Consider the following 13777-nt stretch of genomic DNA (forward strand, 5'->3'; position numbering starts at 1 on the left):
CTCTTCTCTTTGTGTACGAACGGGACGATTACGGCAGTTCGGCTAGGAGAGATGACACTCGACCCGATCGCACCAGTTCTTCGGCGGCGCTTTCCATGCGAGCTCGCGTTACGGCGCGTACAATGACCAGGTTCGGTTCAAAGAATATTCGATCGCTCTCCAGATCGGCTTCTACGTGTTGAATGAGCCGCGCCAGATCATAAAAGTTGATTCGGTAGCGCGTATTCGCCACGATGATCCGAGCCTCGGAAAACCATCCCTTTGCTTCGACTTCCGGGCCGTAGTCTTCAAAATTAGCTGGCAACTCGAGATACGAACTTCGCACTTCGATCGTTCCTTCCGGATATCATTCGCGCGGACTCTGAGGTAGCGCGCCACCACGCTATAATGTGCCACTATAAGTAGTCAAAGGTGTCTCGATGCTGAGCGTGGAAGAGGAAATATTGCTCAATCAGCTGGCGCAGGGAATCGTCAGCGGTTCGGAGGGCGACGCGTGGTTCGAGGCGAAGAATGAAGACGACAAGCGAAGGCTGCTTCGCGGCTTAAGCAACTTCATACAGCAGGCAAGGCCTAAGCCAGACGATGTGGCAGGTGCAATTGCCGAGTCGCGGCTGAAGCCGACGCTTACTCCGTGTATCTTGATCGCAATGCCTAATCTCAATGTTCAATTAGCGAAGCTCTTGACGCTGCCAGAGTTTGAGTTGCCTCGCGTATTTCGGCTCCTCATCAAGTTGCTCGCAGCCGCAGACAACAGGCGCCGTAGGGAGCAGCCGCTGGATCTCGTAAATCATTGGTGGCACCGGGATTTAAGTGATCTGGACGTCGTGAATGACATCAAGCGAGCCCGGGGGGCGTAACTGCGGTTACCTGCCGCTTGCTAGAGTGCGATCTTGTTCGCCGTCGGGCAAAACACCCCGCCATCCCGTCAATCCCTCTCCGCAAAAACATTCCACTTTACCGAAATTCGGAATTGCGGCATAATCGAAGCAGCCCGGCCGGTTGATGAGGGGCGGTTCGCGAGTCGTTCGAAGCGCGGGCCGGGTTGCGGTGGACGCGGCAGCGTCGGCACGAGAGGCTAAGGGCAGGGCGGATTGCTCTCCGTGAGCCCTGAGGCTTCGTGCGGACGAGCGGCGCTGTGTGCGTACGGCAAAACCGTGTGGTCCTGGCCGTCGTTGCTACGGTCAAGCTCTTGCGAATGCGGCAGTCGCGTCAACCGGCGCGGTGCCGGCGAATTTCGCTGGGCGAGGGAGGCCAGAAGGAACTCGGCTCCCGGGAGAGCACGGCATACGCCGTCCGACCACTGCGCAGGGAAGGCCGTGTGTTTGGCTTCACCTGTATGCCGCTGTGCAGTTCTTCTGCGTGTGCTTTCGCACAGTGGACCGTGGGTGCCAGCCGGCACCCGGCCATCCCTGCGCCCTCTTTCTTGGGGGCGTGACGGAGACAGCAAAGCTCGGGCGAAATGCGCCGCGAGGATGCGAAGGCGCGTCTGCGAGTGAGGTGCGAGTTGGAGAGTGACGGTGATGCCGCTTGCTCCGTCATCGCGAGCGCAGCGAAGCAATCCAGACTGTCGCTGCGGAGGGATTCTGGATTGCTTCGCTGCGCTCGCAATGACGAGTGTGGAGGCAGTGGTGCGTCGCACTGCGCTCTCGTGCCCCGGACGCAGCGCAGCGCGGCTTTAGCGGTGCGCTGCAGAGCCGGGGCCCATGTCTCCGAGCAATCCGTGTCGCCTTCTGGGTCCCGGCTCTGCGCAGCAACGCTTGCGCGTTGCAGCGCGTCCGGGACACGAGAAGCCTACACTTCCCTTCGGCTCAGAAACGCCAGCCGCTCGAACAGATGCACGTCCTGCTCGTTCTTGAGCAGCGCGCCGTGCAGCGGCGGGATCAGTTTGCGCGGGTCGCGCTCGCGGAGCTGCTCGACGCTCATGTCCTCGTTGAGTAGCAGCTTGAGCCAGTCGAGCAGCTCCGAAGTCGAGGGCTTCTTTTTCAGGCCGGGCACCTCGCGGACCTCGAAGAAGATCCGCAGCGCCTCTTCGACCAGGCGCTTCTTGATGTTGGGGAAGTGGACGTCGACGATGCGGCCCATCGTGTCGGCGTCGGGGAACTTGATGTAGTGGAAGAAGCAGCGGCGCAGGAAGGCGTCCGGCAGCTCCTTCTCGTTGTTGGAGGTGATCATCATGATCGGGCGCTGCTTCGCCTTGATCGTCTCGCCGGTCTCGTAGACATGGAATTCCATGCGGTCGAGCTCGAGCAGCAAATCGTTCGGGAATTCGATGTCGGCCTTGTCGATCTCGTCGATCAGCAGCACCGGGCGCTGCTCGGCGGCGAAGGCGTCCCAGAGCTTGCCGCGCTTGATGTAGTTCTTGATATCGGACACGCGGGCATCGCCGAGTTGGCTGTCGCGCAGGCGCGACACCGCGTCGTATTCATAGAGGCCCTGCTGCGCCTTGGTGGTGGACTTGATGTGCCAGGTCAGCAGCGGCGCGTTCAGCGCCTTCGCCACTTCCTCGGCCAGCACCGTCTTGCCGGTGCCGGGCTCGCCCTTGATCAGCAGCGGGCGCTCCAGCACGATCGAGGCGTTGACGGCGACCTTGAGGTCTTCGGTCGCAACATAGTCCTTGGTGCCGGTAAATTTCATCGCGCGTCCTTGTTGGTCGTCGGCCGGGCATCGCCCTGGTCCAACAAAAGGAACGGCCGCACATGGCGGCCGTTCCTGGTTCGGTCAGGCTTTCAGACCCGTTTTATCAGCGAAAGGATGACGAGCACAATCACCGCGCCGACCGTGGCGTCAATGATGGCGCCCAGTGTGCCCGTGGCCAGCGCAATGCCAAGCTGCGGCAGCACCCAGCCTGCGACCAGCGCGCCGATGATGCCGACTACGATGTTGCCCAGCAGTCCAAATCCCGCGCCGTGGACAATTTTTCCGGCGAGCCAGCCGGCGATGGCACCGATGATGAGTGCTGCGAGAATTCCCATTGCAAACGTCCCCAAAACAACCCCTTGAGGCCGCCAATTCTAGCGCAAAAAGCCTCCCGGTCCAGCGCCTGGCGGCGGCTTCCGCCCCTTGACGTTCGTCCCCCGACGGGCAATCTGTCACCCATGTTCCTGCAATTCTTTACGTCTCTGCGCGATGCGCAGGTCCCCGTGACGCTGCGCGAATACCTCACGCTGATGGAGGCGCTCGACGCTGATCTGTCGGACTATTCGGTCGAGAATTTCTACTATCTGTCGCGCACCTCGCTGGTGAAGGACGAGCGTAACCTCGACAAGTTCGACCGCGTCTTCGGCACCGTGTTCAAGGGGCTGGAAAGCCTGCTCGACGCCATGGAGGGGGCTGAGATCCCCGAGGAGTGGCTGAAGAAACTCGCCGAAAAATACCTGACGGAAGAAGAGAAGAAACAGATCGAGGCCATGGGCTGGGACAAGCTCATGGAGACCCTGAAGAAGCGCCTCGAGGAGCAGAAGGGCCGGCACCAGGGCGGCTCGAAGTGGATCGGCACGGCAGGCACCTCGCCGTTCGGCGCGCACGGCTACAATCCCGAAGGCGTCCGCATCGGCCAGGAGAAGAATCGCAATAACCGCGCCGTGAAGGTGTGGGACAAGCGCGAATTCAAGGATCTCGACGGCAATGTCGAGCTCGGCATCCGCAACATCAAGGTCGCGCTGCGCCGCCTGCGCAAATTCGCGCGCACCGGTGCGCCGGACGAGCTCGATCTCGACAATACGATTCGTGAGACCGCCAACCACGGCTATCTCGACGTGGTCATGCGCCCGGAGCGGCGCAACGCGGTCAAGCTGCTGGTGTTCTTCGACATCGGCGGCTCGATGGATTCGCATATCGAGCAGGTCGAGGAATTGTTCTCGGCGGCGAAGAGCGAGTTCAAGCACATGGAATATTTCTACTTCCACAACTGCCTCTATGAAGGCGTGTGGAAGCAGAACAAGCGCCGCTTCACCGACCGCACGCCGACCTGGGACGTGCTGCACAAATATCCGCACGACTACAAGGTCGTGTTCGTCGGCGACGCCTCGATGTCGCCTTACGAGATCATGGTGCCTGGCGGCTCGGTCGAGCATGTCAACGAGGAGCCCGGCTCGGTCTGGCTCGATCGCATCATCCGCACCTATCCGCATTCGGTGTGGCTCAATCCGGTCGCGCAGAAGCACTGGGACTATTCGGAATCCACCACCATCATCAAGCGCATCTTCGCCAACCGCATGTTCCCGATCACGATCGAGGGGCTTGAGGGTGCAATGAAGGAATTGACGCACTAGCTGTTGTCATTCCGGGGCGCGACCAAATCGCGAGCGCGGAATCCATCAGGCCGCAGCGCGTGTAGATAAATGGATTCCGGGTTCGCGCTGCGCGCGCCCCGCAATGACGAGAAGAGGGAGATACAAAATGCCCCAGACCATCACCCGCGGCATCAAGGCGCTGATCGACGAGGCCAATAAGGAGATCGAGACGCTCACCGCAAAGGACGCCATCGAAATCTCCAAGAACGGCGACGTCGTCATTGTCGACATCCGCGATCCCCGCGAGATCGAGCGCGACGGCCGTATCCCCGGCGCGTTCGCTTGCACCCGCGGCATGCTCGAATTCTGGATCGATCCGCAGAGCCCTTATGCGAAGCCGGTGTTCCAGGAGGACAAGAAGTTCGTGTTCCACTGCGCCGGCGGTTTGCGCTCCGCGCTCGCCGCCAAGACCGCGCAGGACATGGGCCTGAAGCCCGTCGCCCACATCGCCGGCGGCTATGCCGCCTGGCGCGACGCCGGTGGTCCGGTGGAGCAATGGGAGCCGAAGAAGAAGGGGTAGATCTTTCCCTTCGTCATTCCGGGGCGCGACGAAGTCGCGAGCCCGGAATCCATTGATCCACCGACCCTACCGCACAATAGATTCCGGGCTCGTGCTGCGCACGCCCCGGAATGACAAGGAAAATGCCGTATGACCACCGATCCCCTCGTTTCCACCGAATGGCTCGCCGCCCACATCAACGACGCCAATGTCAAAGTGCTCGACGCCAACTTCAAGCTGCCGGGCGTGCTGCCGCTGCCGAAGGACGACTACCTCGCCGCGCATCTGCCGGGCGCGGTGTTCTTCGACGTCGATGCGGTGTCGGATCATTCCAACCCGCTGCCGCACATGTATCCGAGCACCGAGCAGTTCGGCCGTGACGTCGGCAATCTCGGCATCTCCAACGCCGACACCGTCGTGCTCTACGATGCTGGCGGCTGGGTCGCCGCGCCCCGCGCGTGGTGGATGTTCCTGGCCTTCGGCCACAGCAATGTCCGCATCCTCAATGGCGGCCTGAAGAAGTGGCGCGCCGAGGGACGTCCGGTCGAGAGCGGCGAGGTGAAGCCGAAGCCCGCGAGCTTCAAGGCGAGCTACGATTCAAAACGCGTGCGCAGCATGCAGCAATTGATTGCCAACGTCGAAAGCCGCGCCGAGCAGGTGATCGACGCGCGCGCAGCCGAACGTTTCGAGGGTCGCGCACCGGAGCCACGCGCGGGCATCCGCTCCGGCCACATTCCGGGCGCGCGTAACGTGCCCTACAGCCAATTGTTCGATGCCGCGACCGGCACCATGAAGCCGCTCGACGATCTCCGCGCCGCCTTCACCGGCGCTGGCGTCAAGCTCGACGCGCCGATCGTGACCAGCTGTGGCTCCGGCGTGTCGGCCGGCGTGCTGACGCTCGCGCTCTATCGCTTGGGCATCGCCGACACCGCGCTCTATGATGGCTCATGGTCGGAATGGGGCCAGGAAAAAGGCCCGCCGATCGCGACCGGGCCGGCCTGAGTCGCCCGATTTTGGCCGCGCTGAAGGTGCGCTCCCTCGCCCCGCTTGCGGGGAGAGGGTTGGGGTGAGGGGGAGTCTCCACGAGGGCTGTGAGAGTGAGACTCGCGGAGAGTCCCCCTCACCCGGATCGCATCTTGCGATGCGATCCGACCTCTCCCCGCAAGCGGGGCGAGGTGAAGCACGTCACCGCGCTCGCGTGGTCGTTGCGGCGAGCGTGGGCTGCGGCTGTCCAAACGGATCGAGCTGCTGAACCGGTGGCGGAGGTCGCCGGACGATCCGGCGGCGCTTCTTCACCCGATGCGCGTGCGGCTTGGCCACCTTGCTTGCAGGCGTGGCGCTGTCGACCTTAGCCTTCGCAGGCGGATCCTTCCAGGCCGTGGTTGCGGGGTCGTTGAGCGCTGCCACCCTGGCGCTCGCGATGTCGATTGCAGACGAAGCCTGGGCTGCACTGTTGTCGGCCTGCGCCGGCTCGCTCGCGGTCATCGTCGGAGCGGGTTTGGCCTCGGGCATGGATGCAATTGTGTCGGCCGGGGTGAGCGTGTCAGCCGGAGCTGGAACTGCGGTCTCCGCCTTGGCCGGCTCGGCAGCCGATGGCTCAGCCTCGGCGACCTGGGGTTCAGGCGGAACGCTGGTCTCAGTGGTCACCGCGGCCACCTGCTCGGGCTCGCTCGCCGGCAAGGCGACAGTCGGAACCTGATCCCGCAGCGACGGCGCGGGCTCAGTCGCCTCGGGCTCGGCGCGCAATGCGGCGAGCACCGGCTGGGCCGGCTCCGTGACTTGCACGAACACCTGCTCCTGCGGGCCGTTCCGCCAGGACGGGTTGCTGACGTACTGCTCATGGGTCGCCCGCAGCAGTGCGGCCGCGCCGAGGCCGAACACCAGAATGGAGGTTGACAGCAGGATCGCGGCAAACAGGAAGCGAAAGCCCGGAAGCATCGGACAGGTACGAATTTCCGCCCCGGCGGGTGGTGGCCAGGGCCCATGAGCCATCTGAACGCGGTGACGGTACTGATTGCCGCGTTCGCCACGCAGGGATTCGAGCTCAAATCGGTGGCGAATCAGGCTGATTCGACCATATCGCAAGGCTCAAGCGTCGTTCCGTAAAAATCAGGGCCGAAGACTCGGGCAATCTGCGGCGTGATGCGATTTCCGCCCCGTGATGCAACGGAGCAACGGTGTGCATTCACATCACAATTCGCCAAATCGGCCCAATTCGGCCTGTCATGTCTTGAATGTGCCGCTATCTTCGGTCATGTGGCCGTTAGCGGTCCGATAGGGCTTGGGGACTATACAAGAGCGATGATGATCAAACATTTTCTGACGATATGCGCTGCCGCAACAGTCGCTGCGGCGGGAACCTCGCTCGTACAGGCCCAGTCCTATCCGGTGCAGCAGGCGCCGAGCTACGGCGCCCCGTCCGAATATCGCCCCGGCGACCGCACGCCGAATTTCGACGCGCTGGAAGATGACGACGACGCGCTGCCGCAGGCGTCGCTGCCGCCGCCCGGTCCGGGCGGTCCGATGATGTCGCCGAACGATCCGCGCTATGGCCGCCCCGTTGGTCCTCCGGTCTATTCCGCCGCCCCGCCGCAGGGGCCGGTGATGTCGCCGGACGATCCCCGTTATGGCCGTCCTGCAGGTCCCCCGGTTTACTCCGCCGCCCCGCCGCAAGGCCCGGTGACGTCGCCGGACGACCCTCGTTACGGCCGCCCTGCCGGTCCGCCGGCGGTGATCTATGCCGACCGTCCGGGCCAGGCGCCCAGCGACGATGGCCTGCGTCCGCCCGAGGCCGTTGGCGGTCCCGGCGCGACCGGAACGGTCTCGCAGCCTGCCGTCGGCGCCGATGGCCGGCCGATGGCGATTGCCTCGCTGCCCCCCGAGGAGCAGCCCGACGCCGCTCCTGCGCAGCTGGCGCCGAACCTGCGCCGTCAAGAAGTCTCGCTGGCGACCAAGGAGCCGGCCGGGACGATCATCGTCGATACCCCGAACACCTATCTCTATTACGTCCTCGGTAATGGTCGCGCGATCCGCTACGGCGTCCGCGTCGGCCGTGACGGTTTCACCTGGACCGGCGTGCAGAAGATCACCCGCAAGGCGGAGTGGCCGGATTGGCATCCGCCGACGGAAATGATCGAGCGTCAGCCCTATCTGCCGCGTTTCATGGCGGGCGGCCCGGGCAATCCGCTCGGCGCGCGTGCGATGTATCTCGGCTCGACTGTCTACCGCATCCACGGCACCAACCAGCCGTCGACGATCGGCAAGTTCGTGTCCTCCGGCTGCATCGGCATGCTGAACGACGACGTCTCGGACCTGTTCGAGCGCACCAAAGTCGGCACCCGCGTCGTGGTGATGCCGGGTGGCCCGGCGCCGGGAACGGCGACCGCATCGGCTGCGCCCGCGCCGGTCGCGGCCCAAGCGGGTCCGGTCGGGGGCACCCAGCCGACGGTGGTGCCGCCGCTGCCTGCGCCGGTCACCGTGCGCTAAGCGCGTCGCGACAATTGGAATTGTGAAGGGCGTGCTATCGGCGCGCCCTTTTTCGTTTCAGGCCAGCTTCCGCGGCAGCTCGCCGCCCTTGCTCCAGGCGTCGATCGCCTCGACCATCTGGCCGTAATGGATGCGCAGTCCGTCCTCGGTCGCGTAGCCGAGATGCGGCGTCAGGACGAGGTTGTCGAGCTTGCGGAAGGGATGGTCGACCGGCAGCGGCTCGACCGAGAACACGTCGATGCCGGCGCCCGCGATCTTCCTCTGCTGCAAGGCCTCAAGCAGCGCCTGCTCGTCCACGATCGGCCCGCGCGCGGTGTTGACGAGGAAGGCCGTCGGCCTCATCCGCGCGAGATCGGCAGCGCCAACCAGCCCGCGCGAACGCTCGCTCAGCACCACATGGATGGTGATGATATCAGCCTTGGCGAACAGTTCCTCCTTCGTGGCGTAGCCGACACCGGCCTCCTTGCACTTCTCCGGCGTGAGGTTCGGGCTCCAGGCGATCACGTTCATGCCGAACGCCTTGGCGATATCAGCCATCTTGCTGCCGAGCTTGCCGAGCCCGACGACACCGAGGGTCAGGCCCTCGATCTCGACACCGGCAAAAGTCTGCCAGGGCTCGCCCGCATGCATGCGCGCATTCTCTCGGCCGATGCCGCGGGTCAGTTCCAGGATCAGGCCCATGGTGAGCGGTGCGGTGGGATCGCGGGAATATTGCGTGCCGCCGATGGCGACGCCACGCGCCTTCGCGGCCTCCATGTCGATCGAGGCGTTGCGCATGCCGGAGGTCAAAAGCAGCTTCAGCTTCGGCAGCGACGCGAACAGGCTCTTGGGGAACGCCGTGCGCTCGCGCATCGCGCAGACGATGTCGAAATCGGCCAGCGCGCTGGCCGCGGCCTGCTCGGAGGCGAAGGGATGGCTGAACACGGTGACGTCGACCCGGTCGGACAATTTCGGCCAGTCGGCGACGTTGAGGGCGATATCAAAATAGTCGTCGAGAATTGCACAGCGCAGCCGCGTCATCAGCGTTCATCCATGTCGAGAGGTGACGGCGCGAGCGGGAGCGCCATCGTCGGAACCGGGCCATGGTTGCGCGCAATCACACCTGCGCGCAAGACGCTCGCGTGTTCAAAAATCCGACAGGAGAGAGCGGCTCAGAGGTCGCGGGGCTTCAGCCGCAACGGCGCGTCCATGCCGTGCTTGGCACGCCAGGCGGGGCCGGGGCCGCGCATGTAATGCAGCTCGGGCCGGTAGGGATTGAAGGCGGTGGCGAAGAAGCGCGTCCAGAAGCCCTTGATCTCGGACACGAGTCCGGACGCGTTCCCGGCTTCTACCGGAACTGCGATGGAGTGGGTCTCGATCAGAGCCATGATGGGCCTCGCTGTGCTCCCGTTCATTCTGAGCGGGTGGCGCTGTTTCCGCGCGAGGACGAGCTTTGGCCTGATTTATTAAAAGATGGTTTCAATTGTCCGGACCGGGGTCCGGATGGTGTCCGTCCCGTATTCATCCGTGGTGAACGGAGGGAAAACATTGCCCTTTGGGGGCCGGATCGCTACATCGGCAGCAAGCAAATTTCCTCAAATCGAAGGTTTTCGGGACCGATGGCGCGCCAGTTCGTCTATTTCATGCAAGGCCTGACCAAGAGCTACCCGACCCGCAAGGTGCTCGATAATGTCCATTTGAGCTTTTACCCGGACGCCAAGATCGGCGTGCTCGGTGTCAACGGCTCGGGCAAGTCGACGCTGCTCAAGATCATGGCCGGCCTCGACAAGGAGTACAACGGCGAGGCCTGGGTCGCCCAGGGCGCCCGCGTCGGTTATCTCGAGCAGGAACCGCATCTCGACGCCAGCTTGTCTGTGCGCGAGAACGTCATGCTGGGCGTCGCCAAGCAGAAGGCCATCCTCGATCGCTACAATGAGCTGGCGATGAATTACTCCGAGGAAACCGCCGACGAGATGACCAAGCTGCAGGACGAGATCGAGGCCCAGGGCCTCTGGGATCTCGACAGCAAGGTCGACCAGGCCATGGACGCGCTGCGCTGCCCGCCTGACGATGCCGACGTGACGAAACTGTCGGGCGGTGAGCGCCGCCGCGTCGCACTGTGCAAGCTGCTGCTCGACCAGCCCGAGCTGTTGCTGCTCGACGAACCGACCAACCATCTCGATGCCGAGTCGGTGTCGTGGCTCGAAGGCCATCTGCGCAACTATCCCGGTGCGATCCTGATCGTCACCCATGACCGCTACTTCCTCGACAACGTCACCAGCTGGATCCTCGAGCTCGACCGCGGCAAGGGCATTCCCTACGAGGGCAATTATTCGTCCTGGCTGGTGCAGAAGCAGAAGCGGCTCGCGCAGGAAGGCCGCGAAGACGTCGCGCATCAGAAAACGCTTATCCGCGAGCAGGAATGGATCGCGTCCTCGCCCAAGGCGCGCCAGGCCAAATCCAAGGCGCGCTACCAGCGCTACGAGGACCTGTTGAAGCAGGCGAGCGAGAAGCAGACCCAGACCGCGCAGATCACGATTCCGGTCGCCGAGCGGCTCGGCCAGAACGTGGTCGACTTCGAGGGTCTCAGCAAAGGCTTTGGCGACCGCGAGTTGATCGACAATCTCACCTTCAAGCTGCCGCCCGGTGGCATCGTCGGCGTGATCGGCGCCAACGGCGCTGGCAAGACCACGCTGTTCCGCATGATCACCAAGCAGGAGACGCCGGACAAGGGCTCGATCACCGTCGGCGAGAGCGTGCATCTCGGCTATGTCGACCAGTCGCGCGACGCGCTCGATGGCAACAAGAACGTGTGGGAGGAGATCTCCGGCGGCAACGAGCTGATCCTGCTCGGCAAGAAGGAAGTCAATTCGCGCGGCTATTGCTCGTCGTTCAACTTCAAGGGCGCCGACCAGCAGAAGAAGGTCGGCGCGCTCTCCGGCGGTGAGCGCAACCGCGTGCATCTGGCCAAGATGCTGAAGTCGGGCGCCAACGTGCTGCTGCTCGACGAGCCGACCAACGATCTCGATGTCGACACGCTGCGCGCGCTCGAAGAGGCCCTGGAGGACTTTGCCGGCTGCGCCGTCATCATCAGCCATGATCGCTGGTTCCTCGACCGCATCGCGACCCACATCCTGGCCTTCGAAGGCGACAGCCACGTCGAATGGTTCGAGGGCAACTTCCAGGACTACGAGAACGACAAGATGCGCCGCCTCGGCCAGGACAGCATCATTCCGCACCGCGTGAAGTACAAGAAGCTGACGCGGTGATGTCGGCATGATGCGGCGGGCGCTCATTGCTGCGGTGATCGTGGTCACCTGCGGATGGTCGCCGGCCCGCGCCGCCGACGCGGCCTTCACGCAGTTCATCGCTTCGCTCTGGCCGGAGGCACAGGCCGCGGGCGTGTCGCGCGCAACGTTCGACGAACAGACGCGCGGGCTCGAGCCGGATTACAAGCTGCCCGATCTGATCCTGCCCGGACGGCCCGCGACCGGCGCGCCGTCGCAGGCCGAGTTCGTGCAGGTGCCTGCGGACTATGTCCGGGAAGCCTCGATTGCGAATCTTGCGAGCGAGGGGCAGCGGCTGCTGCAGAAATACAATCCCGCGCTGACGAAAATCGAGAAGAGCTCTGGCGTGCCCGCGACCGTGATGCTCGCGATCTGGGGCCGCGAGACCGACTACGGCCGCTACACGCTGCCCTACGATCTCGTGCGCGTGCTGGCGACGCAGGCCTATGTCGGCCGGCGCAAGGACACCTATCGCAACGAGTTCATCCTCTCACTGAAGATTCTGGGCGACGGCGTGGTGACGCGCAAGGACATGCGCTCGTCCTGGGCCGGCGCCACCGGGCTCACGCAATTCCTGCCGTCCGAATATTACAAGCACGGCGTCGATTTCGACGGCGATGGCCGCATTGACATCTGGCATTCGGTGCCGGATGCGCTGGCTTCGGCCGCGCAACAGCTCGTCAACAAGGGCTGGCAGAGCGGCGCGCGCTGGGCCTATGAGGTGCAGGCGCCGGCGAAGGTCGATTGCACCAGCGGTGTGCCCGAGGTGGTGAAGCCGATCAGCCAGTGGCTGCGCGAAGGTTTCGTGCCGGTGCGTGGACAAAAGCTCAGCGCCGCCGAGCAGGCGCAGCCGGCCTCGCTGCTCCAGCCGGAAGGCATCTATGGTCCGTCGTTCCTGACCACGAAGAACTACTTCGTCATCAAGGAATATAATTTCTCCGACCTCTACGTGCTGTTCGTCGGTCATCTCAGCGACCGCATGACGAGCCCACAGCCGTTCGCGACGGCATGGTCGGCGTCGAAGCAATTGCGAACAAAGGATGTCGAGGCGATGCAGCGCGGGCTGACACGCGTCGGGCTCTACAAGGACAAGATCGACGGCAAGGCCGGCATGCAGACGCGCGCAGCACTCGGCGCCTATCAGAAATCGGCAGGCCTGAAAGTCGATTGCTGGCCGAGCGAAGAGGTGCTGCGTTCGATCCAGTCAGCGCACTGAACAAGCTTGCCAAAAGAAAAAAGCCCGGCCGATGCTCTCGGCCGGGCTTCGATCGCGGCGCTCATGAGCGCCGTGCGATCATATCAGTAGCAGACGCGAACCGGGCGGACGGTCCAGCCGTAGCCGTCCCAATAGCGCTGGCGCTGCCAGTAGCAGGGCGGGGGCGGCGGGCCGGGCTCGGCCACATAAACGGGGCCGCCATAGGCGGGACGGCTCGAGGCGATGGCGCCACCGATGATCGCGCCGCCGAGCAGGCCGGCGGCGATGCCGACGCCGACGCCGTCATGGGCCTGTGCGGACGGAGTGGCGGTCACCAGCGAACCGGCGACCGTCGCAACCGTGAGGGCGGCAACTAAAGTCTTCTTCATACTCTTGGCTCTCCTGAGAGATGGACGCTCTCTGTTAGAAGCGTCCGGGGTTCAAAGGTTCACGCACACTCAGATGGAATTGGCCTTGCAGCTAGGAAGCGCGCAAATGGTCAATCCGCGGTAAACGCGCACGGAGCTGTGACGAGAAAAAGCGGTCTTTTTCGGGCCCTGAGATGAACGGCGCATCCGTAGTGAACCGGCGCAACTGAATCGATTCAAGCGAGCCGGTCTAGCGCGCCTCAGCCACAGACTCTGACGCGGCGAGCGCGCCAGGCATAGCCGTCCCAGAAGCGCTGCTTCTGCCAGACACAGCCGTCGCCGTAATAACCGTCGGCGGCGTAACCGGGACCCGGCGCGTAATAGCGGGGCGGATAGTAGCCGGGGCCGTAGCCCGGACCATAGGCGTAGCCGGGTCCAGCTCCGTAATAATACGGGGAGGCCAGCGCGCCACCGACGATGGCGCCGCCGATGATGCCGGCGGCGACGCCAGCGGCGACACCGCGCTGTGCATGGGCCGGCGTCCCGGCCGTCAGGACCAGGGTGGCGGCGGCAGCGATTGCCAGGAGCGTTTTCTTCATGGGATCGACCTTTCACGCACGAACACGGAACAGCTGCGGCCAAAGTTCCATACTTCGTTTGAACGATCAATG

Annotated in this window: 16 protein-coding genes; 8 read left to right on the forward strand and 8 right to left on the reverse strand. The window is 63.9% G+C overall.

Annotation, left to right across the window (positions count from 1 at the left end):
* Window positions 1-28 precede the first annotated feature (28 nt).
* A complete protein-coding gene (locus ACPPVR_RS09975) occupies window positions 29-325 on the reverse strand; it encodes a hypothetical protein (RefSeq protein ID WP_426614057.1) in 297 nt (98 codons plus the stop codon).
* Window positions 326-419: 94 nt separating this feature from the next.
* Here ACPPVR_RS09975 and ACPPVR_RS09980 point away from each other — a divergent pair, with 94 nt between their 5' ends.
* Window positions 420-857, forward strand: coding sequence for a DUF5958 family protein (locus tag ACPPVR_RS09980; RefSeq protein WP_426614058.1), 438 nt, complete (start codon window positions 420-422; stop codon window positions 855-857).
* A 934-nt stretch (window positions 858-1791) separates the two neighbouring features.
* On the opposite strand, the gene ACPPVR_RS09985 is transcribed toward ACPPVR_RS09980, so the two are convergent.
* Both ACPPVR_RS09985 and ACPPVR_RS09990 read right to left on the reverse strand, forming a co-directional pair.
* Entirely contained in the window at window positions 1792-2634 is an 843-nt protein-coding gene (locus ACPPVR_RS09985) for an AAA family ATPase (protein WP_426614059.1), read from the reverse strand.
* 92 nt (window positions 2635-2726) lie between these two features.
* A complete protein-coding gene (locus ACPPVR_RS09990; protein ID WP_212234809.1) occupies window positions 2727-2972 on the reverse strand; it encodes a GlsB/YeaQ/YmgE family stress response membrane protein in 246 nt (81 codons plus the stop codon).
* A 123-nt stretch (window positions 2973-3095) separates the two neighbouring features.
* Here ACPPVR_RS09990 and ACPPVR_RS09995 point away from each other — a divergent pair, with 123 nt between their 5' ends.
* The 3 genes from ACPPVR_RS09995 (at window position 3096) to sseA (ending at window position 5793) form a co-directional block, all read left to right on the forward strand.
* A complete protein-coding gene (locus tag ACPPVR_RS09995; protein WP_426614060.1) occupies window positions 3096-4271 on the forward strand; it encodes a vWA domain-containing protein in 1176 nt (391 codons plus the stop codon).
* Window positions 4272-4398: 127 nt separating this feature from the next.
* Entirely contained in the window at window positions 4399-4812 is a 414-nt protein-coding gene (locus tag ACPPVR_RS10000) for a rhodanese-like domain-containing protein (protein WP_426614061.1), read from the forward strand.
* Between the two features lie 129 nt (window positions 4813-4941).
* Window positions 4942-5793, forward strand: a complete 852-nt coding sequence (gene sseA, locus ACPPVR_RS10005; protein WP_426614062.1) for a 3-mercaptopyruvate sulfurtransferase — start codon at window positions 4942-4944, stop codon at window positions 5791-5793.
* A gap of 183 nt (window positions 5794-5976) precedes the next feature.
* Here sseA and ACPPVR_RS10010 read toward each other — a convergent pair whose 3' ends face one another.
* Window positions 5977-6729 carry a hypothetical protein gene (locus tag ACPPVR_RS10010; RefSeq protein WP_426614063.1) on the reverse strand — a complete coding sequence of 251 codons (753 nt, stop codon included), beginning with the start codon at window positions 6727-6729 and terminating at the stop codon, window positions 5977-5979.
* A 45-nt stretch (window positions 6730-6774) separates the two neighbouring features.
* Between ACPPVR_RS10010 and ACPPVR_RS10015 the strand changes: the two genes are divergently transcribed.
* On the forward strand, window positions 6775-6897 hold the full coding sequence (locus tag ACPPVR_RS10015) for a hypothetical protein (RefSeq protein WP_426614064.1): 123 nt from the start codon (window positions 6775-6777) through the stop codon (window positions 6895-6897).
* 198 nt (window positions 6898-7095) lie between these two features.
* Complete coding sequence (locus ACPPVR_RS10020) at window positions 7096-8277, forward strand: L,D-transpeptidase family protein (RefSeq protein ID WP_426614065.1); 1182 nt, start codon at window positions 7096-7098, stop codon at window positions 8275-8277.
* A 57-nt stretch (window positions 8278-8334) separates the two neighbouring features.
* Here the strand turns inward: ACPPVR_RS10020 and ACPPVR_RS10025 are convergent, their stop codons facing one another.
* Window positions 8335-9297 carry a D-2-hydroxyacid dehydrogenase family protein gene (locus ACPPVR_RS10025; protein WP_426614066.1) on the reverse strand — a complete coding sequence of 321 codons (963 nt, stop codon included), beginning with the start codon at window positions 9295-9297 and terminating at the stop codon, window positions 8335-8337.
* A gap of 131 nt (window positions 9298-9428) precedes the next feature.
* On the reverse strand, window positions 9429-9644 hold the full coding sequence (locus ACPPVR_RS10030) for a hypothetical protein (RefSeq protein ID WP_426614067.1): 216 nt from the start codon (window positions 9642-9644) through the stop codon (window positions 9429-9431).
* Window positions 9645-9875: 231 nt separating this feature from the next.
* Between ACPPVR_RS10030 and ettA the strand changes: the two genes are divergently transcribed.
* Entirely contained in the window at window positions 9876-11525 is a 1650-nt protein-coding gene (gene ettA, locus ACPPVR_RS10035) for an energy-dependent translational throttle protein EttA (protein ID WP_426614068.1), read from the forward strand.
* 7 nt (window positions 11526-11532) lie between these two features.
* Complete coding sequence (locus tag ACPPVR_RS10040; protein WP_426614069.1) at window positions 11533-12759, forward strand: lytic murein transglycosylase; 1227 nt, start codon at window positions 11533-11535, stop codon at window positions 12757-12759.
* Window positions 12760-12842: 83 nt separating this feature from the next.
* On the opposite strand, the gene ACPPVR_RS10045 is transcribed toward ACPPVR_RS10040, so the two are convergent.
* Window positions 12843-13127, reverse strand: a complete 285-nt coding sequence (locus tag ACPPVR_RS10045; RefSeq protein ID WP_354223676.1) for a hypothetical protein — start codon at window positions 13125-13127, stop codon at window positions 12843-12845.
* A 239-nt stretch (window positions 13128-13366) separates the two neighbouring features.
* Window positions 13367-13705, reverse strand: a complete 339-nt coding sequence (locus ACPPVR_RS10050) for a hypothetical protein (RefSeq protein WP_426614070.1) — start codon at window positions 13703-13705, stop codon at window positions 13367-13369.
* Window positions 13706-13777: the final 72 nt, after the last annotated feature.

Source organism: Bradyrhizobium sp. McL0616, assembly GCF_049993385.1.
Taxonomy (GTDB): domain Bacteria; phylum Pseudomonadota; class Alphaproteobacteria; order Rhizobiales; family Xanthobacteraceae; genus Bradyrhizobium.